Here is a 21522-nt window from a genome sequence, read left to right on the forward strand (position 1 = left end):
AAGGATCCGGCATGCCTCCAGTGATCGAAATTCCCCGCACGCACAACCCATTCCCGACGACCGGCGTGTCCCGCGGCGCGGACGGTATCCCGCGCTACGAGCGCCTGCCCGCCACCCTGCTGGACATGCTTGCCGAACAGGTCGACAACCGCCCGAACAGCGAGGCCGTCGCTGAATTGGGCGCCGGCCGATTGACCTATCGGCAGCTGTGGGACCGTGCGGCGCGGGTGGCCGGTGGCCTTCGGGCGGACGGCCTGAGCCCGGGTGATCGCGTCGCCGTGCGTTACCCGGCCGGCATCAACTGGGTCCTCGCGTTCTGGGGCACCGTGATGGCCGGTGGCGTTGCGGTCGCGGTCAATACGCGCTCGGCGCAACCGGAGGTCGAGTTCGTCCTGTCCGACTCGGGCGCGAGGATGGACCTGGCGCCGGACGCGCCATTGCCCGACGGCGACCCCTACGTGACCCACGGGCTCGGGCCCACGGACATTGCCGCCCTGTTCTACACGTCGGGCACCACCGGCCATCCGAAGGGCGTGCCGACCACCCACGAGGCGTTCGTGACCAACACCGAGAACGCGATCCGCTGCCTCGACCAGCCGAGGGACCTCGGCGAGGAAATGCGCACCCTCATCTCGGTGCCGCTGTTCCATGTAACCGGTTGCAATTCACAACTTTTGGCCGCCGCTCGCCTCGGGGGAGCGTCGGTGATCATGCCCGCGCTCAACCTCGACGAATTGATCGCGACGCTGGCCGCCGAACGCATCTCCGTGATGGTGACGGTGCCGGCGATCTATGCCCTGATGTTGCGGCACAAGGCCTTTGCCGGCGCCGACGTGTCCGCGGTGCGCTGGGTCGGTTATGGGGGCGCGCCCATCGCGCCCTCGTTGGTGGGGGCGGTGAAGGAGGCGTTTCCGCAAGCCACCGTGTTCAACGGGTACGGCATGACCGAGACCGCCTCGCTGATGACCGTCCTGCCGGATCGCGACGCCGTCGAGCACGCCGACTCCGTGGGGTACGCCGTCCCGTCGGTGGAGCTCGGCCTGGTCCCGTTCGGCGGCGACGAGCCGGGGATGGGCGAGTTGGTCGCGCGCGGCGCCAATGTGACGGCGGGCTACTGGAATCGGCCGGACGCCAACCGGGCCACGTTCGCGGATGGGTGGCTGCACACCGGCGACGTGGTTCGCGTCGACGATGCGGGGCGGGTGCACATCGTCGATCGGCTCAAGGACATCATCAACCGGGGCGGCGAGAACGTCTCCAGCGTCGAGGTCGAGGCGGCGCTGTTGTCGGCGCCGAACGTCGCCGACGCCTGCGTGCTCGCGGTCCCCGACGACGTGATGGGCGAAAAGGTCGGCGCCGTCCTGTTCGCCGGCGAAGGTGAGATCGACGTGCGCGCCGTCCTCGACCACTGCCGCGGCCGGCTGGCCGACTACAAGATTCCGCAATACGTCACCGTGGTGACCGAAGCGCTGCCCCGCAACGCCGGCGGCAAACTGCTCAAGGGCAAGCTGCGCGGCGAGGTGAAATGGGGCGACCCGCTCCGATGAGCGCCCTGCTGATCGCCAACCGCGGCGAGATCGCCCTCCGAATCATCCGCACGGCAACGGAACTGGGCACCCGAACGGTGGCGGTCTACGCCGAAGACGACGCCGAGAGCCCGCACGTGCACGCGGCCGACGAAGCGATCGGCCTGCCGGGCGCCGGGCCGGCGGCCTACCTGAACCAACCCGAGCTGCTCGCCGCGGCCAAGCAATCCGGCGCCGAGCTGATCCACCCGGGTTACGGGTTCCTCTCCGAGAACGCCGAATTCGCGCGCGGCTGTGCGGCCGCCGGATACACGTTCGTCGGTCCGGGCGCCGACGTGCTCGAGCTGGTCGGCGACAAGTCGTCGGCTCGGGCCGCCGCGACCGCCGCCGGCGTGCCGGCGCTGCCGGCGACCCAGGGGCCCAGCAGCGTCGAGGACGTCAAGGCGTTTTTCGCCGAACAGGGCGGCGCCGTCATGATCAAGGCCCTCGCCGGCGGCGGGGGCCGGGGAATGCGGAAGGTGAGCCGCGCCGAGGAGATCGAGCACGCCTATCAACAGTGCGCGGCGGAGGCGCAACTCGGCTTCGGGGATCCCGCGCTGTTCGCCGAGGCTGTCCTCGACGCCGCGCGGCACATCGAGGTGCAGGTCGTGGGCGCGCCCGCCGGGCATCAGACGCGCGCGCTGGCCCTGGGCGACCGCGACTGCAGCGTCCAGCGGCGCTACCAGAAGCTGGTCGAAATCGCGCCCGCCCAAGGGCTTTCGGACCCATTACGCCATTCGGTGCATCGGGCCGCGGTCCGGCTGTGCGCCAGGGTGGGCCTGCACGGTGTTGCCACCGTCGAATTCCTGGTCGCCGGGGACCGGTTCGCCTTCCTCGAGGTAAACCCGCGCATCCAGGTCGAGCACCCCGTCACCGAGGAAACCACCGGGGTGGATCTGGTGGCCGTACAGCTGGCCATCGCGGGCGGCGCGTCGTACTACGAACTCGGGCTCCCCGCCGGGATCGCCTCGGACGGAAGCGAAGTGATCGGCGAGCCGGCCGCCCGCCGCGGCATCGCGATCCAGGCCCGAGTGAACATGGAGACGTTCGCCGCCGACGGTTCGGTGGTGCCGGCGGCGGGCACGTTGACGGTGTTTTCGCCGCCGAGCGGCCCCGGCGTGCGCGTCGACACCTATGGCCGGCCGGGCCTGGTCACCAGCCCGCGCTACGACTCGCTGCTGGCCAAGGTCGTCAGCCACGTGCGCGGAACGTCGTGGCCCGCGGCGGTGCGCAAGGCTCACACCGCCCTGGGTGAATTCGGCGTCGAGGGCGTGCGCACCAACATCGGGTTCCTGCGAGAGCTGTTGGGCGATAGCGAAATCCAGTCGGGCTGGGTGACGACCGATTTCCTCGACGAGAAGCTACCGGCGCTGGCGGCCGCCGCGCTGGCTCACCAGCAGGACGTCCGCGTCGCGCCGGTCGAGCTCTACCCAGGCGAGGAAGTGTTGCGCGCCCAACTGGCCGGCACGGTCGTGGAGGTGGCCGCGGAGGGTGAGGCGTTCGGGGCCGGCGCCCCGCTCGTCGTCCTCGAGGCGATGAAGATGCAACACGTGCTCGCCGCCCCGGACGCGCTGCGGACGGTCCGGAGCCTGGTGGCGCCGGGCCAGGTGGTCGGAACCGGTGATCCGTTGCTGGTTTTCAGCCGCACGGGCGCCGAGGCCGGCAATGAATCCTCCTCGACTGCACCGGATCTCGACCGGCCCCGCGCAGACCTCGACGAGGTGCATAGGCGGCACCTGCTCACCCGGGACGAGGGCCGGGAGGCAGCCGTCGCCAAGCGGCATGCGCGCCGGCGACGCACCGCCCGGGAGAACGTCGCCGACCTCGTCGACCCAGGCAGCTTCGTCGAATACGGCGCGCTGGCCATCGCCGCCCAGCGTAGCCGGCGCTCCGAAGAGGACCTGATCGCCAACACCCCGGCCGACGGCCTCGTCGCCGGCGTGGCCCGGATCGGGGGCGCCGAGGCCGTCGTCGTGTCCTACGACTACACCGTGCTCGCCGGCACGCAGGGAATGCGCAATCACGCCAAGACCGACCGTGTCTTCGAGCTGGCAACTCGAAAACGCCTGCCGGTGGTGCTGTTTGCCGAGGGCGGCGGCGGCCGGCCCGGCGACACCGACGTCGGGGGCCATGCGGGTCTCGACGTGCCGACGTTCCGGATGCTGGCCGCACTGAGCGGCCGGGTGCCGCTGGTGTCGATCGTCTCCGGTCGCTGCTTCGCCGGCAACGCCGCCCTGGCCGGGGTGTGCGACGTGATCATCGCGACCCCCGACGCCAACATCGGAATGGGCGGGCCGGCCATGATCGAGGGCGGTGGGCTGGGCGTGTATCCGCCCGAGGAGATCGGGCCGATCGACGTGCAGCGGCACAACGGCGTCGTGGGTCTGGTCGCCCGCGACGAGGCGCACGCGGTGTCGCTGGCCAAGCAGTACCTGTCGTACTTCGAGGGCCCCATCCGGGAATGGGCGGCGCCGGATCCACGGGTGGCCCGACATGTGGTGCCGGAGAACCGATTACGCGCCTACGACGTGCACCGCGCGATCGAGTCGATCGTCGACGTGGGTTCCGTGCTGGAACTGCGCCCCGACTACGGCGTCGGGATCGTCACCGCGCTGGTTCGCGTCGAGGGCGCGGCATACGGGCTGATCGCCAACAGCACCCATCACCTCGGCGGGGCGATCGACGCCGAGGCCGCCGACAAGGCCGGTGACTTTCTCGCGCTGTGCGAGTCGTTCCGGCTGCCGGTCATCTCGCTGTGCGATACCCCCGGGTTCATGGTCGGGCCGGACGCGGAGAAGGAAGCCGCCGTGCGCCGCTTCGGCCGGATGTTCGTGCGGGGCGCGCGATTGACGGTGCCCCTGGGAATGATCATCCTGCGTAAGGGTTATGGGCTGGGCGCGATGGCGATGGCCGGCGGTTCCTTCCGCGCGCCGCAGTTCACCGTCGCGTGGCCGACCGGCGAGATCGGCGGCATGGGTCTGGAAGGGGCCGTGCGGCTCGGGTTCAGCAAAGAACTTGCGGCCGAACAGGACCCGATCCAGCGCCAGCAGCTATTCGACAAGCTGGTGGCGGCGGCCTACCAGCACGGGAAGGCGCTGCGGGCGGCCACCACGTTCGAACTCGACGACGTCATCGACCCGGCAGACTCCCGGGCCTGGATCACCAGGCTGCCGGGAGGCTGACGGTCAAAGGGTTATCCGCAGGGTTATCCGTGGCCGGAACCGCAGCCGACGCCGGGCAGACACCCGGTGCCGCCGGGCACGCCACCGGGTCCGGCGAACTGGCCGCCCGAGCCGCAGCCGACGCCCGGCACGCAACCCTGCCCGCCGGGGCCGCCGCCGGGCCCCTGGTTCTGGCCGCCCGAACCGCAGTTGCCGTTGGCGTCGCAACCGCCGCCGCCCGGGTCGTCCTTGATGACGATGTGGGTCTGCGCGGGTCCCGTCATCGCCGGTCCTGCCCCGAACGCGTCCGCGGCGGCCGTCGGTGCGGCGGCGATCGCTGCGGCGACCGCCCCGGCCACGACCAGTGGTTTCACGAGGTTTAGTTTGGCTAACATGCGTGTCGCATACCACGCGCACACGGGTACAAAACATCGCTAACGTAAATTATTGGCGCGGACAGAAGGCACACGATGACCTCACTGGATTTGACCGGACGGACCGCGATCATCACGGGCGCCTCGCGCGGAATCGGGCTGGCGATCGCCCAGCAATTGGCCGCCGCCGGCGCCGACGTCGTGCTCACCGCCCGCAAGCAGGAAGCCGCCGACGCGGCCGCCGCGCAGGTCGGCGAGAAGGCCGTCGGCGTCGGCGCCCACGCCGTCGACGAGGACGCCGCCCGCCACTGCGTGGACCTCACGCTGGAGCGCTTCGGCAGCGTCGACATCCTGGTCAACAACGCGGGCACGAATCCGGCGTACGGCCCGCTGATCGAGCAGGACCACGCCCGCTTCACCAAGATCTTCGACGTCAACCTGTGGGCGCCGCTGCTGTGGACCTCACTTGTGGTCAAGGCGTGGATGGGGGAGCACGGCGGGTCGATCGTCAACACCGCCTCGATCGGTGGCCTGCACCAATCGCCGGCGATGGGCATGTACAACGCCACCAAGGCCGCGTTGATCCACGTCACCAAGCAACTGGCGCTGGAACTTTCGCCCCGTGTCCGGGTCAACGCCATCGCCCCGGGAGTGGTGCGCACCAGGCTGGCCGAGGCGCTGTGGAAGGACCACGAGGATCCGCTGGCGGCGACGATTGCGCTCGGGCGCATCGGTGAGCCGGCCGACGTGGCGGGTGCCGTCGCGTTCCTGGTCTCGGATGCGGCGAGCTGGATCACCGGCGAGACGATGGTGATCGACGGCGGCCTGCTGCTCGGCCCCGCCCAGGGATTTCAGGCCCAATGAGCGCCATAGACGTCACAGCGGACCTGGCCGCGCGGGTCCAGGCGCTGCTCGACGAGCACGACCCGGCCACCACCGAAGTGCGGGAATTCCTTGGCGCGCAATACGATGCGGGGCTGGCCTGGGTTCACCTGCCGCCGGGATTCGGCGGGCTCGGCCTGCCGCGGGACACACAGCAGCTTGTCGACGCGCGGCTGGCCGCCGCCGGTGCGCCGGTGGGCGGCACCGTCAAGAACTACATCGGCATGGGTATGGCGGCGCCGACGATCGCGGCGTTCGGGACCGACGAGCAGAAGCGAAAGTTTCTGCGCCCGTTGTTCACCGGCGAACAGATCTACTGCCAGTTGTTCAGCGAGCCCGGCGCCGGCTCGGACCTGGCGGGGGTGTCCACCCGCGCCGTCCGCGACGGTGACGACTGGATCGTCAACGGGCAGAAGGTGTGGACGTCGCAGGCACAGCACGCGGACATGGCCATCCTGGTCGCCCGCACCGACCCGACGGTGCCCAAACACGCCGGCCTCACCTACTTCCTATGCGACGTGACCCAACCGGGCGTCGAGATCCGCCCGCTGCGCCAGATCACCGGCGAGGCGGAGTTCAACGAGGTTTTCCTGACCGACGTTCGGGTGCCGGATGCGAATCGGCTCGGCGCGGAGGGCGGCGGCTGGCGCGTCGCGACCACCACGCTGAACAACGAGCGCGTCGCCATCGGAACTCGCGCCGGAATGCCGCGGGAGGGCGGGCACATCGGCAAGGTCACCGGCGCCTGGCGCGACCAGCCGGCGCTGCGCAATCCCGCGATGCACGACGAGCTGATGCGGCTGTGGGTCGACGCGGAGGCCCTTCGGCTGACGGGTGAACGCTCGCGCCAGCAGGCCAGCACCGGGCAGCCCGGACCGGAGGGTGCGGGCGTGAAGGTGGCCTTCGCCCGTCTGGCGCAGGCGATCTCAGGGTTCGAGATCGAGCTGCACGGTGACGCGGGTCTGCGCTACGACGACTGGACCATGCGCAGACCCGAGACGGTCGACCTGGTCGGCCGCGGGCCCGGATACCGCTACTTGCGGGCACGCGGCAACTCGATCGAGGGCGGCACGTCGGAGATCTTGCGCAACACCATCTCCGAACGAATCCTTGGCCTGCCCGGCGAACACCGGGTTGACAAGGACGTCGCGTGGAAGGACCTGCCGCGGTGAGCGACCTCCTGTACTCCGACACCGAGGAGGCGTTGCGCGACAGCGTTCGTCACCTGTTCGCCGACCGTTGCCCGCCCGAATCGGTGGCCCGAGCGTACGACGCTGCACCACAAGACTTTTCGGGAATCTGGCGGACGCTGGCCGCCGACCTCGGGGTGGCCGGACTGCTGGTCCCCGAGTCGCTTGGGGGCGCCGGCGCGTCGGCGCGCGAGGCTGCGGTCGTCATGGAGGAGGTCGGGCGCGCGGTGGCGCCGGTGCCGTTCCTGTCCAGCGCGGTGCTCGCCACCGTCGCGCTGCTGCGGGCCGGCGACGACGAGACGGTGGGTGCGCTGGCCCGCGGCGAGCTCACCGCGGCGCTGGTGGTGCCGCTGTCCACGGCGCCGGGCGACGCGGTCGGGGGCGTGAGCGCCGACGCCGACGGGCTGGGTGGAGAGGTCGGCAGCGTCGCGGGCGCCGCCGAGGCCGACGTGCTGGTGGTGCCGGCGGCCGGTTCCGACGGGCTCGAGCTGCACACCGTGTCGCGCACCGCGGCGGGCGTGCAGGTTTCGCCGGTGCTGGCGCTGGACATGACGAGACCGCTTGCGAGCGTGCGCTTTTCGGGGGTGACGTCGTCACGGCTGGGGCCGGCGGACCTCGCGGTGGCCGAGGCGCTGGCAACCGGGGCGGCGCTGCTCGCGTCCGAGCAACTGGGCGTGGCCCAGTGGTGTTTCGACACCACGCTGGCTTATGTCAAGCAGCGCAAGCAGTTCGGCCGCGCGATCGGGTCCTACCAGGCGATCAAGCACCGACTGGCGGATCTCTGGTTCGAGGTCGGCACGGCGACGGCGGTGGCCAGGCACGCCGCCGACACGTGCGCCAGCGGCGATGACGACGCCGCAACCGCGGCCTCGCTCGCGCAGGCCTACTGCAGCGGCGTCGCCGTGCACGCCGCCGAGGAGTGCGTGCAGCTGCACGGCGGCATCGGGATGACCTGGGAGTATCCGGCGCACCTCTACCTCAAGCGCGCCAAGAGCGATCAGCTAGCTCTGGGCACCGCTTATCGCCACCGCGCCCTGTTGGCGAAGCTGGTGAACCTGCCGTCCTCGTGACGCCGGCGGTCGCTGGTCAGCCACATCTCTTCGGTGCGGTCGTGGAAGGTGACCAGCGCGACGGTGTCGTCACGGCGTCGCATCGCCGACTTGCTCATGCTGGCCCACACCGAGTGCCCGCCGCTGTTCCGCAGCTCGACGACGCGCTTGGCGCCCGTGCCGACCAGTGCGATCCAGCCGTCGTCGGCCGGCAGGCGGTAGAAGAGGTCTTCGAAGTTCATCGACGCGAGCTGGTCGGGCGAGTAGCCCACCATGGCGCAGAACGAGCCGTTGGCGAACAGGATGGTTCCCGCGCGGTCGACCGCGATGGCCGGGGCCGGTAGCCGTTCCAAGACGACCAATGCCGGCATTCGCTGTAGCTCGTCGATTGGCAAGTGGCCGGGTGGCCTCGGACGTCGGCGCTCAATGCGCGAGCCGTCGGCGGCTGTGGGAATCTTCGGGATCACGGTCCTCCCGTCGTCGCGCCGGCCTTGTCGCCCGGATACGGCAAAGGCGCGCTTTTATTTGAACGCGCCCTCAGCAAATATTATGGGAAGGCCTGAAAGAAGTCCATAGAACGTTAGCTGAATTAGCTATTCGTCATGTGCACAATTGACTGACGCGCCAAAGCAATACCTTTGGCATGAGTTTTCCTAGGGCGTTTTATTAGCTGAAACCTATGACCGGCGGTCAATACCGGGTTAAGGTCTGCCCCGCAGCAAACCCGGTAGGTCGGCTTCGCTAACTCTTCTCATGAACGCGGCGTCGTCGCCGCCCCGCGGCAGCAAGTGCCGCGCCCGCGCTGTCGCTAACTTCCGCCGGCGCGCACCCCCCGCAACCGACAAGTTGCTTGCCTTTCGGCGGCACCGGTCGTGCGCAACGAGCCCACGCCGGGTTTTGCTCACGGCGATCGATAGCTATTGGTTCGGCAAACAGCTTCGGCGACGTATCGTGGGCTCGCGGCGCAGGCGGCGCCCCTGCACAATCGGTTTCCGAATCACCGTTGCGAATGGAGATAGCGAATGCGTGTGTTGCTGTCGACATACGATTCGCGCGGGGGCGTCGAGCCGCTGCTGGGCCTTGCCGTGCAACTGCGAGCGCTCGGCGCGGAGGTCCGCATCTGCGCGCCGCCGGACGACGAATTCGCCGAGCGGGCCGCCGGTTTCGGCGTCCCGCTGGTGGCATTCGGCGAGTCGGTGCGCGCCATGACCAGTGCGGCCGGTCCTCAGCCCGAGGCCTACCTGCGGCGACACTTCGACGAGTTGATCGCCGCGCAGTTCGACACCGTCGCGGGCGCGGCCCCGGGATGCGATGCGCTGGTGGCCGCGGGCCTGCTGCCGGCCGCGGCGGGCGCCCGGTCGGCGGCCGAAATGCTCGGCGTCCATTACGTTTACGCGAGCTATCACCCGACCAACCTGCCGTCGCCGCACCACCGGCCGCCCTCGTTCTGGAGCTGGCCGCTGCCACCGGGCGCGATCGATCACCGGGCGCTGTGGGACCTGGACGCCCAGAACGTGAACGCGCTGTTCGGCCCGACGCTCAACCGTCACCGCGCCGCGGTCGGCCTGCCGCCGGTGCACGACGTCCGTGGTCACGCCTTCACCGACCGCCCGTGGTTGGCGTCGGACCCGACGCTCGGGCCGTGGCCGGAGCCGGCGGACCTCGACGTCGTCCACACCGGGGCGTGGATGCTTCCGGACACGCGCCCGCTCCCGGCCGAGCTGGTCGAGTTCCTGGACGCGGGCGCGCCGCCGGTGTACGTCGGCTTCGGCAGCATGCCCCTGCGCGGCCCGGCGGACATCGCGCTTGCGGCCGTCGAGGCGATCCGCGCGCAGGGCCGGCGCGCGGTGGTCGCCCGGGGCTGGGCCGGCCTGGCGCCGATCGACGACGGGGACGACTGCTTTGCCGTCGGCGAGGTCAATCAGCAGTCGCTGTTCGGGCGCGTCGCGGCCGTCGTGCACCACGGCGGCGCGGGCACCACGACGACGGCCGCCGGCGCGGGCGCCCCTCAGGTGGTGGTGCCGCAGGGCGCCGACCAGTTGTATTGGGCCCAACGAGTGGGCGAACTGGGCATCGGCACCGCGCACGTGGGGACGGTGCCCACCGCCGAGTCGCTGGCGGCGGCGCTCGAGCCGGTGCTGGCCCCCGAGGTCCGCGCGCGAGCGGGCGCCGTGTCGCGCATGGTCCGCACCGACGGGGCCGCGGTGGCGGCGACCCTGCTGCTGGAGACGATCAGCCGGGACGGGGCCGCCAGCCTAGCGCGGTAGCGCCGACCCGAAGACCTCCGTCATCGCCGCCCAGTGCCGCTCGTCGGCGGCGGGGTCGTAGGGAGGGTTGTCCGGGACCGCGAACCCGTGGGCGGCCGAATACCACTCGATGGTGTGCGCCACGCCCGCCGCCGTCAGCGCCTTGTCGAGCTGCTCGGCGTGATCGGCCGTGAAGGATGCGTCGTTCTCGGCGCCACCCACATACACCGTCGCGCTCATTCGGTCGGCCAGCAGGTGCGGGCTGTCCGCGCCGTCGGTTACCAGCCCCCCGCCGTGGAAGGACGCCGCGGCGGCGACGCGGTCCGGCAGGCGGCCGGCCACCACCAACGACGTCCGCCCGCCCATGCAGTATCCGCACACGCCGAACCGGTCCCCGGACACCTCGGGGCGGCCGGCCAGGTAGTCGAAGAACGCGCCGGCGTCGGTGGCCATCTTGTCCGGCGTGATGCCGCCGATCATTCCGAAAAGGCGCCTGCGTTCCTGCTCGTCGGTGAAGACGGTGGCCATGTCGAACGGGGCCCAGTCGCCGCTGCGGTAGTACACGTCGGGAAGCAAGACCGCGTAGCCGAATCCGGCGAGCTTGGCGGCCATCTCGTCGAAGGTGTCTCGGACCCCGCCGGCGTCGCAGTACATCACAATTCCTGGCCAGGGACCGGGTCCTTCGGGGGTGAAAAAACGGACGGGGCAGGAGCCGTCGGGGGTGGTGACGCTGTCGGTGAACTTCGGCATGGGATCCGTTCTACTCTCCGTCCCGCGGGGTAGATTGGCCGCGTGCCGATAGCCACCCCCTACGAGGACCTGCTTCGCGTAGTGCTCGACCGGGGCGCCGCCAAATCCGACCGCACCGGCACCGGGACCCGCAGCCTGTTCGGCCAGCAGTTGCGCTACGACCTGTCGGCCGGTTTCCCGCTGCTGACCACCAAGAAGGTGCATTTCAAGTCGGTGGTCTATGAGTTGCTGTGGTTTCTGCGCGGCGACTCCAACGTTGCCTGGCTGCACGAGCACGGCGTCACAATCTGGGACGAATGGGCAAGCGAGACAGGCGATCTCGGGCCCATCTACGGCGTTCAGTGGCGGTCCTGGCCGACGCCGACCGGAGAGCACGTCGACCAGATCAGCGCGGCACTGGAGCTGCTGCGCACCGACCCGGATTCCCGGCGCATCATCGTCTCGGCGTGGAACGTCGGTGACATTCCGCAGATGGCTTTGGCGCCATGCCACGCGCTGTTCCAGTTCTATGTTGCCGACGGGCGGCTGAGCTGCCAGCTCTACCAGCGCAGCGCCGACCTGTTCCTCGGGGTTCCGTTCAACATCGCCAGCTACGCGCTGCTCACCCACATGATGGCCGCCCAGGCCGGCCTCGGGGTCGGCGAGTTCGTGTGGACCGGCGGCGACTGCCACATCTACGACAACCACGTCGACCAGGTACGGACCCAGCTCGGCCGCGAACCGCGGCCATACCCGGAACTAGTTCTGGCGCATAGGGATTCGATCTTCGACTACACCTACGAAGACGTCGTCGTGAAGAACTACGATCCGCACCCGGCGATCAAAGCGCCCGTCGCGGTATGACGCGCGTATGACCCGTGTGGGTCTGGTCTGGGCTCAGTCGACGTCCGGTGTGATCGGGCGCGGCGGCGACATTCCGTGGCGGGTGCCCGAGGACCTGGCGCGCTTCAAAGAGGTGACCATGGGTCACACGGTGGTGATGGGGCGGCGGACGTGGGAGTCGCTGCCGGCGCGGGTGCGCCCGCTGCCGGGCCGGCGAAACGTCGTGCTGTCCCGGGACCCCGACTACGTGGCCGAGGGGGCCGAGGTGCTCGACTCGCTGGAGGCGGCGCTGACCGAGCCGCAGGCGTGGGTCATCGGCGGCGAGCAGATCTACCTGCTCGGGCTACCGCTGGCCACCCGCTGCGAGGTCACCGAGGTCGAGATCGACCTGCCGCGCGACGACGGCGACGCGCTGGCCCCGGTGCTCGACGAGTCGTGGCTGGGCGTGACGGAGGACTGGCAGGTCAGCCGCACGGGGCTGCGCTACCGGTTTCACACGTACCGTCGTCCGTAGGGGTCGCCCCGGCGGCGCCGCCCGCGTGACGGGCACGACCTGACATACTCGGGACTCGGGGGTCGGTCTCACGGGTCTAAAACTCATTTCCAGTAAAAGGGGGAATTTGCAGTGATAACCGAACCCGCGAAGACGTTTCCGCGCGTGTTCAGGGGCTACGATGCGGCGGCGGTTGACGCGTCCATCGAGGCGCTGACCGCCAAGCAGCAGCTGCTGCTCAACGACGTCAGGAGCCTGGAGGCGCGACTGACGCAGGCCGGCGACGAAGCCGCGGCGCTGCGCAAGGAGGTCGCCGTCCTCACCGACACCTCGCCGTCGCCCCACGCCATGCAACTGCGGATGGCCAACATGCTGCGGCGCACGGTCGACGAGGTTTCCCAGCTGCAGGCCGAGGCGCGGGCCGAGGCGGACGCGCTGATCGCGTCGGCGGAGGCGGAGGCCGAGGAGTCCCGGCGCAAGCACGAGGAGCAGATGGCGCAGCTGACCGCGCGCCGGGAGGCCCTCGAGGCGGATTACGACGAAGAGAAGATAAAGCTCGAGGCCGAACTCGCCGAGATGCGTGACGAAACCGAACGGGCTATCGAGCAGGCGTGGCGCGATGCCCGGCGGGAGGCCGATCACTACCGCGAGCAGGCCCGGCGGGCCGCGGACGAGGCCAGCCAGCAGCGTATCAAGATCCTCGAGCAACTGGAGCGGGTCTATCGCGACCTGGAGCCCGTTCCGGCCGCTCTCGCGGCGGCGCGCCAGGAGCAGAAGGATTTGCCGGAGGCGAGTGTCGTCGTGCCGCTGGGCGAGAAAGTCGGCGCGGGCTGATCCCGCGGTAGCGTTGCCGCGTAGGGCGGCCAAAACGCGGTATTCTCGGCGCCGTGCCGATCGGGAAACGCACGCTGACCGCCGCCCAGGCTCGGCGCTTAGCCGTTGCGGCACAAGGGTTTAGCGAGCCGCGGCCCAAGGGCCCGGTCACCCGCGCGCATCTGAAGAGCCTGATCTCGAGAATCCAAGTGCTGCAGCTGGATTCGGTATCGGTGGCGGTGCGCGCCCACTACGCCCCGGTGTTCAGCCGGCTGGGGCCCTACGACCGCGACGTGCTGGACCGCGCCGCCTGGTCGCATTCGGCGCGCTCGCCGCGGCTGCTGGTCGAGTACTGGGCCCACGAGGCCGCGTTGATGGCCGTCGACGACTGGCCGCTGCTGCGGTGGCGGATGCGCCAATACCGGCACGGCCGCTGGGGCACCCACATCGTCAAGGCCAATCCCCAACTCGCCGAGGACATTCTCGCCGCCGTCGCCGAGCTGGGGCCCAGCACCGCCGGGCAGATCGAGGCGCACCTGGCCGCCGAGCCAAGGCGAACAAAGGGGACCTGGTGGACCCGCAGTGACACCAAGTGGGTCGCCGAGGCGCTGTTCGCCTCCGGTGCCCTCACCACGGCCACCCGGGTGGGCTTCGCCCGCCACTACGACCTGGTGGAGCGGGTGCTGCCGCAGAGCGTGCTGGCCCGCGAGGTCGACGACGACGAGGCCGTGCGCGAGCTCACGCTGCGGGCCGCCACCGCGCTGGGCGTGGGCACCGAGGCCGACATTCGCGACTACTTCCGGCTGTCGGCCCAGCAGGTCAAGCCCGCGATCGCCGACCTGCTGGCCGCCGGTGAGATCGAGCGGGTCGACGTCGACGGCTGGTCGGCCCCGGCGTACCTGCGGGCGGGCCGGACGCTGCCGCGCTCCGATCGCGGCACCGCGCTGTTGTGCCCGTTCGACCCGTTGATCTTCTTCCGGCCCCGGGTGGAGCGGCTGTTCAACTTCCACTACCGCATCGAGATCTACACCCCGGCCGCCCAACGCAGATACGGCTACTACGTGTGGCCGCTGCTGATGGACGGCCGGTTGGTCGCGCGGGTGGACCTCAAGGCCGACCGCGCCACCGACTCGCTGCACGTGGTGGGCGCGTTCGCCGAGCGCGACGTGCCTCGGCCCGCCGTCGCCGAGGCGCTGGCGGGTGAACTGAATTCGATGGCGTCGTGGCTGGGGCTGGGCGGGTTCAGCGTCGCCGGCCGCGGCGACCTGGCGGGCGAATTGCGCGCGGCGGCCAAGCGGGCCGGCTGATGAAAGCGCTCAAGGACACGCTCTGGAAAGCCGCGGAAAAACTGCGCGGGTCGGTCTCGGCCGGCGAGTACAAGGACGTGATCCTGGGCCTGGTGTTCCTGCAGCACGTCGCCGGTTCGCAGTGGCAAGCCCTGGTGGACAACGCGGCATCGCCGGACCTCGGCCGGCGCATCGACGACGCGATGGAGGCCGCCGCGATGCCGCGGCGCTACGAGAACCTCGACCAGCGCCGGCTCGGTGAGCTGGTGGGCCTGCTCGACGGGGCGCGACGGGGCCGGGACATCCTGGGCGAGATATACGAGTACTTCCTGGGGAACTTCGCGCGCTCCGAGGGCAAGCGCGGGGGCGAATTCTTCACCCCGCCAGGCGTCGTGCGGGTCATGGTCGAGGTGCTCGAACCGTCCAGCGGCCGGGTGTACGACCCGTGCTGCGGTTCGGGCGGAATGTTCGTGCGCACCGAGCAATTCATCGCCGAGCGCGACGGCGACCCCGCGAAAGTCACCATCTACGGCCAGGAGAGCATCGAGCAGACCTGGCGGATGGCCAAGATGAACCTCGCCGTCCATGGCATCGACGACGCGGGCCTCGTCCGCGGCGACACGTTCGTTTGCGACCAGCACGCCGGCGTGCAGATGGACTACGTGATGGCCAATCCGCCGTTCAACATCAAGGATTGGGCCCGCGACGAACGGGACGCGCGCTGGCGCTTCGGCGTTCCGCCCGCCGCCAACGCGAACTACGCCTGGATTCAGCACATCCTGTCCAAGCTGGCCCCCGGCGGAAAGGCCGGCGTGGTGATGGCCAACGGGTCGATGTCGTCGAACACACTCGGGGAGGGCGACATTCGGGCGCGGATCGTCGAGGCGGACCTGGTGTCGTGCATGGTGGCGCTGCCCGGGCAGCTGTTCCGCAGCACCGGAATTCCGGTGTGCCTGTGGTTCTTCGCGCTCGACAAGGGCGACCGCGCGGGCCAGGTGCTGTTCATCGACGCCCGCGCGCTCGGCTACCTGGTGGACCGCACGGAGCGCGCACTGACCGACGAGGAGATCGTTCGCATCGGCGACACCTACCACGCTTGGTGCGCATCAGAGTCCGCCACCGCTAAAGGCCTTATCTACCAAGATATTCCGGGTTTCTGCAAATCCGTGTCGCTGGACGAGGTCCGGGCCGCGGGCTATGCGCTCACGCCGGGACGCTATGTGGGCGCGCCCGCGTCCGACGACGACGGGGAGCCGCTCGACGCCAAGATCGCCCGGTTGACCGGAGACCTGCTGGCGGCGCTCGACGAGTCCGCCCGGCTGGAGCGGGTCGTGCGCGAGCAGGTGGAGCGGCTGCGGTGAAGACCAAGCTGGGGGACCACCTCGACTTCAGCAACGGGACCAGCTCTCCGGCGCGAACCCCGGACGGCCGCTTTCGCGTTTACGGCTCCAACGGGCCGATCGGCTATGCGGCGCAATGCAATGCGGCCGGCCCCCTAATCGTGCTCGGGCGCGTCGGATCGTATTGCGGCAGCCTGCGGTACTGCGACTCCGACGTCTGGGTCACCGACAACGCGCTGGTGTGCCGGGCCAAGGACCCAGGGGAGACGCGGTATTGGTATTACGCGCTGCACACCTGCGGCCTCAACGGACACCGGGCCGGATCGGGACAGCCGCTGCTCAACCAGACGATCCTGCGTGAGGTTTGCGTCTCGACCGTCGCGGCCCCGCAGCGCCGCCGCATCGCCGAGGTGCTCGGCGCCGTCGACGACAAGATCGCCGCCAACGAACGCGTGATCGCAGCCGCGGAGAGCCTGATGGTCGCGACCGCCGACTCGGTCTCCGAACGCGTGCCGCTGTCCGCCCTCGCCTTCCGGTCGACGGAACTCCTCCGCCCGCCCGGATTCGACGACGTGGTGGCCCACTACAGCATCCCGGCGTTCGACGACGGCGCCAAACCTCGGCTGGTCGCCGGCGAAAGCGTGAAGAGCGCCAAGTTCGTCCTGTCCGAGCCGTGCGTGCTGTTCGCGAAGCTCAATCCCAGGATTCCGCGCGTCTGGAACGTGGTGGGCCTGCCCCCGCAAATGGCTTTGGCCAGCACGGAGTTCGTCGTGTTGCGTCCCGTCGGCATCGACACGTCGGCACTGTGGGCGGCTTTGCGGCAACCCGACGTCGTCGCGACGTTGCAGCGGCGGGCCGCCGGGACGTCGGGGAGCCACCAGCGCGTCCAACCGCGCGACTTGCTCGAGGTTCCGGTCCGCGACGTCCGGCGCCTGGCGCCCGCGGCGGCGCGGACGCTCACCGGACTGGGCGCGCTGTGTCACGCGCGCCGCGCGGAGTCCGCGCGGTTGTCCGCCTTCCGCGACGCGCTGCTGCCGTTGCTGATATCGGGCGAGCTAGCGGTGGGCCCGGTCTAGCGCCGAAACTACGCTCAGAGCGCCCGATCGGGCCCGAAACACGCGCTCAGCGCAGACTCGGCGCGCCCAACGATCGCCCAACGATAAGGTGGGCGCCGTGGCCGAGACCGCGCCGCTGCGCGTGCAACTGATCGCCAAGACGGAGTTCCTGGCGCCGCCGGACGTGCCCTGGACGACCGACGCCGAGGGCGGCCCCGCGCTGGTCGAGTTCGCCGGGCGGGCCTGCTATCAGAGCTGGTCGAAGCCCAACCCGAAGACGGCGACCAACGCCGGCTACATCGGGCACATCATCGACGTCGGACACTTCTCGGTGCTCGAGCATGCCAGCGTCTCGTTCTACATCACCGGCATCTCGCGATCCTGCACCCACGAGCTGATTCGGCACCGGCACTTCTCCTACTCGCAGCTGTCGCAACGCTATGTGCCGGAGGGGGACTCGCGCGTCGTCGTCCCGCCGGGCATGGACGACGACCCCGAACTGCAGGAGATCCTCGTCAAGGCCGCCGACGCCAGCCGCGCCACCTACGCCGAACTGTTGGCGAAGCTTGAAGCCAAGTTCGCCGACCAGCCGAGCGCGATATTGCGCCGCAAACAGGCGCGCCAGGCCGCCCGCGCGGTGCTGCCCAACGCGACCGAGACGCGCATCGTCGTCACCGGGAACTACCGCGCGTGGCGGCACTTCATCGCCATGCGCGCCAGCGAGCACGCCGACGTGGAAATCCGGCGGCTGGCCATCGAGTGCCTGCGCCAGCTCGTCGGCGTGGCGCCCGCGGTGTTCGCCGACTTCGAGGTCTCCACCCTCGCCGACGGCACCGAGGTCGCCACCAGCCCGCTGGCCACCGAAGCCTGAGGCGGCGTAGCCGGGGAAGGCTGAGGCGGCAATCCGGCCTGAGCCCACCGAAGCCTGAGGCGGCGTAGTCGGGGAAGGCTGAGGCGGCAATTCGGCCTGAGCCCACCGAAGCCTGAGCCGCGCGGCGGCTAATTGCGTTTGGTACCGCCAGGTAACCTGAAGACCGTGAGCACCGTCGGATTCGACGCCCCCGCCCGGTTGGGAACCCTGCTGACGGCGATGGTGACGCCGTTCGCCGCCGACGGCGAGCTGGACACCAAGGCCGCGGCGCACCTGGCAAACCACCTGGTGGACGGGGGGTGCGACGGCCTGGTGGTCTCCGGGACCACCGGTGAGTCGCCGACCACCACCGACGACGAGAAGCTCGAGCTGTTGCGCGCCGTGCTGGAGGCGGTGGGTGACCGGGCCCGCGTCATCGCCGGCGCCGGCACCTATGACACGGCTCACAGCGTCCGGCTGGCGAAGGCCTGCGCGGCCGAGGGTGCGCACGGGCTGCTGGTCGTCACGCCGTACTACTCGAAGCCCCCGCAGAGCGGATTGATCGCTCATTTCAGCGCCGTCGCCGACGCGACCGAGCTTCCGGTGCTGCTCTACGACATCCCGCCCCGCTCGGTCATACCGATCCAGACCGAGACCATCCATGCGCTGGCCGCCCACCCGAACATCGTCGGGATCAAGGACGCCAAGGGCGACCTGCACAGCGGCGGCCAGATCATCGCCGAAACCGGGCTGGCCTACTACTCCGGCGACGACGCGCTGAACCTGCCGTGGCTCGCCATGGGCGCCACCGGCTTCATCAGCGTGATCTCGCACGTCGCGGCGGGCCAGCTGCGGGAGTTGTTGTCCGCCTTCGCCTCCGGTGACATGGCGACCGCCCGCAAGATCAACGTCGCGGTCGCGCCACTGTGCAACGCCATGGGCAGGCTCGGCGGGGTGACCATGTCGAAGGCGGGTCTGCGCCTGCAGGGCATCGAGGTCGGCGACCCCCGGCTGCCGCAGATGCCGGCGACGCCGGAGCAGATCGAGGCGCTGGCCGCCGACATGCGCGCGGCCTCGGTTCTCAGGTGAGTTGAACGTGAACGAGGAACTCGCCCCACCGGGTCCCCTGGCTCCGGGCGGGTTGCGGGTCACCGCGCTGGGCGGCATCAGCGAAATCGGCCGCAACATGACGGTTTTCGAGCACCTGGGCCGGCTGCTGATCATCGACTGCGGGGTGATGTTCCCGACCCACGACGAGCCCGGCGTCGACCTGATCCTGCCGGACCTGCGCCACATCGAGGACCGCCTCGAGGACATCGAGGCGCTGGTGCTCACCCACGCGCACGAGGACCACATCGGCGCGATCCCGTTCCTGCTCAAGCTGCGCCCCGACATCCCGGTCGTCGGTTCGAAGTTCACCCTCGCGCTGGTCGCCGCCAAATGTCGCGAGCACCGCATCAAGCCGGTCTTCGTCGAGGTCACCGAGGGACAGCGCAGCACGCACGGCGTCTTCCAGTGCCAGTACTTCGCCGTCAACCACTCCATCCCCGACGCCCTGGCCATCGCCGTGCACACCGGCGCCGGCACCGTGCTGCACACCGGTGACATCAAGCTCGACCAGCTGCCACTCGACGGCCGGCCCACCGACCTGCCCGGCATGTCCCGGCTGGGCGACGCGGGTGTAGACCTGTTCCTGTGCGACTCGACGAATTCGGAGATCCCGGGCGTCGGCCCCTCGGAAAGCGAGGTCGGGCCGACGCTGCACCGGCTGATCCGGGGCGCCGACGGCCGCGTGATCGTGGCGTGCTTCGCCTCCAACGTGGACCGGGTGCAGCAGATCATCGACGCCGCAGTGGCTTTGGGCCGGCGGGTGTCGTTCGTCGGGCGCTCCATGGTGCGCAACATGGGCATCGCCCGGGAGCTGGGTTTCCTGCGCGTGGACGATTCCGACCTGATCGACATCTCCGCCGCCGAGATGATGGCCCCCGAGCGGGTGGTGCTGATCACCACCGGCACGCAGGGCGAACCGATGTCCGCGCTGTCCCGGATGTCGCGCGGCGAGCACCGCAGCATCACGCTGACGGCCGAGGACCTGGTGATCCTGTCGTCGTCGCTGATACCCGGCAACGAGGAGGCGGTGTACGGGGTCATCGACGAGCTGGCCAAGATCGGGGCCCGTGTCGTCACGAACCAGCAAGTGCGCGTTCACGTTTCCGGTCACGCGTATGCGGGGGAGCTGCTCTTCCTCTACAACGGGGTGCGGCCGCGCAACGTGATGCCGGTCCACGGCACCTGGCGGATGCTGCGCGCCAACGCCAAGCTGGCGGCGCGCGCCGGCGTGCCCGAGGACTCGATCCTGTTGGCGGAGAACGGCGTCAGCGTCGACCTGATGGCGGGCAAGGCGAAGATCGCCGGGGCCGTGCCGGTCGGCAAGATGTTCGTCGACGGGCTGATCACCGGCGACGTCGGCGACATCACCCTGGGTGAGCGGCTCATCCTCTCGTCGGGATTCGTCGCGGTGATCGTGGTGGTGCAGCGCGGCACCGGGCGTCCGGCCGCTGCGCCGCAACTGCTTTCGCGGGGCTTCTCCGAAGACCCCAAGGCGCTCGAGCCCGCCATGCGCAAGGTCGAGGCGGAGCTGGAGCAGCTGGCCGCCGACAACGTGACCGATCCCGTCCGCATCGCCCAGGGCGTGCGCCGCACGGTCGGCAAGTGGGTGGGCGAAACCTACCGCCGGCAGCCGATGATCGTGCCGACCATCATCGAGGTCTAGCTCTTCTCGGCGTACGCCGACCATTCCAGTTGCGAGGCACCGAGTTTGCGCCCGGCGGGCCGCACGTAGCGCGCCACGAGCTCGTCGGGGCCGGCCTGCTCCACCAGCCGCCAGCCGTATTCGCCGACGAACCCGGCGACCTGGTCGGGGTTTAGGCCCCAGTGCCACAGCTGGTGACGCTCGCGGACGTTCCGGTACAGCGTGCGGGTGCCGTACCGATGGCTGCCGTCGATGAAATCCCGCCGGACGTAAGTGAATACGATCCGGCTGCCGGGCGCGGCCGCACGCAGGCCCTCCAGGGTGCGCCGGACGCCGTCCTCGGTCAGGTACTGGGTGACGCCTTCCCACACGAAGAACGCCCGGTAGTCGGGGCGATAGCCGTGCTCGGCCAGCGAGGTGAGCAGGTCGTCGCGCTCGAAGTCCAGCGCCACCAACCGAACCGACAGCGGTGGCTCACCGAGCACCCGGCGCACCGTCTTGGCCTTGCGCGCAATGTTGACCGGCAGGTCCACCTCGAAGACCGGGATGCGCGCCCGCCGGGTCAGCCGGTAGGCCAGCGTGTCCAGGCCCGCCCCGAGGACGACGACGGCGTCGATGTCTCCCAGCGCCGCCGCGATCTTGTCGTCGATGAAGCGCTTGCGGCAGGCCAGATTCGCCCACAGGCCGGGGCCGGTGAACTCGGAGCCGCGGATCATCAGGCGGCGGGCCGGGCCCCAGCGCGTCGCGCCGGCGAGCAATCGCAGCGGGCGCGGCAGGAATAGTTCCGCGAGGTCGTCGTCCACCAGCCGGCGCCCGGCCGGCTCGTTGTGTTCGACGGCGGCCAACACCATGGGGCCGAACGCCGTCTGCGCCGCGGGATTTCGCGCCATGAGC

Annotated in this window: 19 protein-coding genes; 15 read left to right on the forward strand and 4 right to left on the reverse strand. The window is 70.1% G+C overall.

The genetic code is table 11. The features are described 5' to 3' along the window. Positions 1-11 precede the first annotated feature (11 nt). Complete coding sequence (locus tag A5706_RS08655) at positions 12-1547, forward strand: class I adenylate-forming enzyme family protein (RefSeq protein ID WP_197517789.1); 1536 nt, start codon at positions 12-14, stop codon at positions 1545-1547. Continuing rightward, complete coding sequence (locus tag A5706_RS08660; protein ID WP_068129198.1) at positions 1544-4747, forward strand: carboxyl transferase domain-containing protein; 3204 nt, start codon at positions 1544-1546, stop codon at positions 4745-4747. The genes A5706_RS08655 and A5706_RS08660 overlap by 4 nt, the downstream gene beginning before the upstream one ends. Before the next feature lie 23 nt (positions 4748-4770). Here A5706_RS08660 and A5706_RS08665 read toward each other — a convergent pair whose 3' ends face one another. After that, positions 4771-5100, reverse strand: a complete 330-nt coding sequence (locus tag A5706_RS08665) for a PE-PGRS family protein (RefSeq protein ID WP_068129201.1) — start codon at positions 5098-5100, stop codon at positions 4771-4773. A gap of 96 nt (positions 5101-5196) precedes the next feature. On the opposite strand from A5706_RS08665, the gene A5706_RS08670 reads away from it, so the two are divergent. The 3 genes from A5706_RS08670 to A5706_RS08680 are packed head-to-tail and all read left to right on the forward strand — an operon-like array spanning position 5197 to position 8242. Next, entirely contained in the window at positions 5197-5964 is a 768-nt protein-coding gene (locus A5706_RS08670; protein ID WP_068129104.1) for an SDR family oxidoreductase, read from the forward strand. Next, positions 5961-7154: an acyl-CoA dehydrogenase family protein gene (locus tag A5706_RS08675; RefSeq protein WP_068129106.1), complete on the forward strand. Its 1194-nt coding sequence runs from the start codon at positions 5961-5963 to the stop codon at positions 7152-7154. The genes A5706_RS08670 and A5706_RS08675 overlap by 4 nt, the downstream gene beginning before the upstream one ends. After that, positions 7151-8242: an acyl-CoA dehydrogenase family protein gene (locus A5706_RS08680; RefSeq protein ID WP_068129108.1), complete on the forward strand. Its 1092-nt coding sequence runs from the start codon at positions 7151-7153 to the stop codon at positions 8240-8242. Before A5706_RS08675 ends, A5706_RS08680 begins: the two co-directional genes overlap by 4 nt. On the opposite strand, the gene A5706_RS08685 is transcribed toward A5706_RS08680, so the two are convergent. Then, positions 8191-8592 carry a PAS domain S-box protein gene (locus A5706_RS08685; RefSeq protein ID WP_068129111.1) on the reverse strand — a complete coding sequence of 134 codons (402 nt, stop codon included), beginning with the start codon at positions 8590-8592 and terminating at the stop codon, positions 8191-8193. The genes A5706_RS08680 and A5706_RS08685 overlap by 52 nt on opposite strands. Before the next feature lie 651 nt (positions 8593-9243). Here A5706_RS08685 and A5706_RS08690 point away from each other — a divergent pair. Then, positions 9244-10488 (forward strand): glycosyltransferase, encoded by a 1245-nt coding sequence (locus A5706_RS08690; RefSeq protein WP_068129113.1) that lies wholly within the window; start codon positions 9244-9246, stop codon positions 10486-10488. Here the strand turns inward: A5706_RS08690 and A5706_RS08695 are convergent. Beyond that, positions 10477-11217, reverse strand: a complete 741-nt coding sequence (locus A5706_RS08695; RefSeq protein WP_068129115.1) for a dienelactone hydrolase family protein — start codon at positions 11215-11217, stop codon at positions 10477-10479. The genes A5706_RS08690 and A5706_RS08695 overlap by 12 nt on opposite strands. A gap of 42 nt (positions 11218-11259) precedes the next feature. Here A5706_RS08695 and A5706_RS08700 point away from each other — a divergent pair, with 42 nt between their 5' ends. The 9 genes from A5706_RS08700 (at position 11260) to A5706_RS08740 (ending at position 20649) form a co-directional block, all read left to right on the forward strand. Next, positions 11260-12060, forward strand: coding sequence for a thymidylate synthase (locus A5706_RS08700; RefSeq protein WP_068129118.1), 801 nt, complete (start codon positions 11260-11262; stop codon positions 12058-12060). Positions 12061-12067: 7 nt separating this feature from the next. After that, positions 12068-12553, forward strand: a complete 486-nt coding sequence (locus tag A5706_RS08705) for a dihydrofolate reductase (RefSeq protein WP_068129120.1) — start codon at positions 12068-12070, stop codon at positions 12551-12553. Between the two features lie 111 nt (positions 12554-12664). Further along, on the forward strand, positions 12665-13366 hold the full coding sequence (locus tag A5706_RS08710) for a cell division protein DivIVA (protein ID WP_068129122.1): 702 nt from the start codon (positions 12665-12667) through the stop codon (positions 13364-13366). A gap of 59 nt (positions 13367-13425) precedes the next feature. Then, complete coding sequence (locus A5706_RS08715) at positions 13426-14652, forward strand: winged helix-turn-helix domain-containing protein (RefSeq protein ID WP_068129203.1); 1227 nt, start codon at positions 13426-13428, stop codon at positions 14650-14652. Beyond that, positions 14652-15992, forward strand: a complete 1341-nt coding sequence (locus tag A5706_RS08720; RefSeq protein WP_068129125.1) for an N-6 DNA methylase — start codon at positions 14652-14654, stop codon at positions 15990-15992. The genes A5706_RS08715 and A5706_RS08720 overlap by 1 nt, the downstream gene beginning before the upstream one ends. Next, positions 15989-17047 carry a restriction endonuclease subunit S gene (locus A5706_RS08725; RefSeq protein ID WP_068129127.1) on the forward strand — a complete coding sequence of 353 codons (1059 nt, stop codon included), beginning with the start codon at positions 15989-15991 and terminating at the stop codon, positions 17045-17047. The genes A5706_RS08720 and A5706_RS08725 overlap by 4 nt, the downstream gene beginning before the upstream one ends. A 97-nt stretch (positions 17048-17144) precedes the next feature. After that, entirely contained in the window at positions 17145-17897 is a 753-nt protein-coding gene (gene thyX / locus A5706_RS08730; protein WP_068129205.1) for an FAD-dependent thymidylate synthase, read from the forward strand. A 165-nt stretch (positions 17898-18062) separates the two neighbouring features. After that, entirely contained in the window at positions 18063-18965 is a 903-nt protein-coding gene (gene dapA / locus A5706_RS08735) for a 4-hydroxy-tetrahydrodipicolinate synthase (protein ID WP_068129129.1), read from the forward strand. Between the two features lie 7 nt (positions 18966-18972). After that, positions 18973-20649 carry a ribonuclease J gene (locus A5706_RS08740; RefSeq protein WP_068129208.1) on the forward strand — a complete coding sequence of 559 codons (1677 nt, stop codon included), beginning with the start codon at positions 18973-18975 and terminating at the stop codon, positions 20647-20649. Here A5706_RS08740 and A5706_RS08745 read toward each other — a convergent pair. After that, complete coding sequence (locus A5706_RS08745; RefSeq protein ID WP_068129131.1) at positions 20646-21518, reverse strand: SAM-dependent methyltransferase; 873 nt, start codon at positions 21516-21518, stop codon at positions 20646-20648. The genes A5706_RS08740 and A5706_RS08745 overlap by 4 nt on opposite strands. Positions 21519-21522 lie beyond the last annotated feature (4 nt).

The sequence above is a fragment of the Mycobacterium sp. E796 genome (genome assembly GCF_001672815.1).
Taxonomy (GTDB): domain Bacteria; phylum Actinomycetota; class Actinomycetes; order Mycobacteriales; family Mycobacteriaceae; genus Mycobacterium.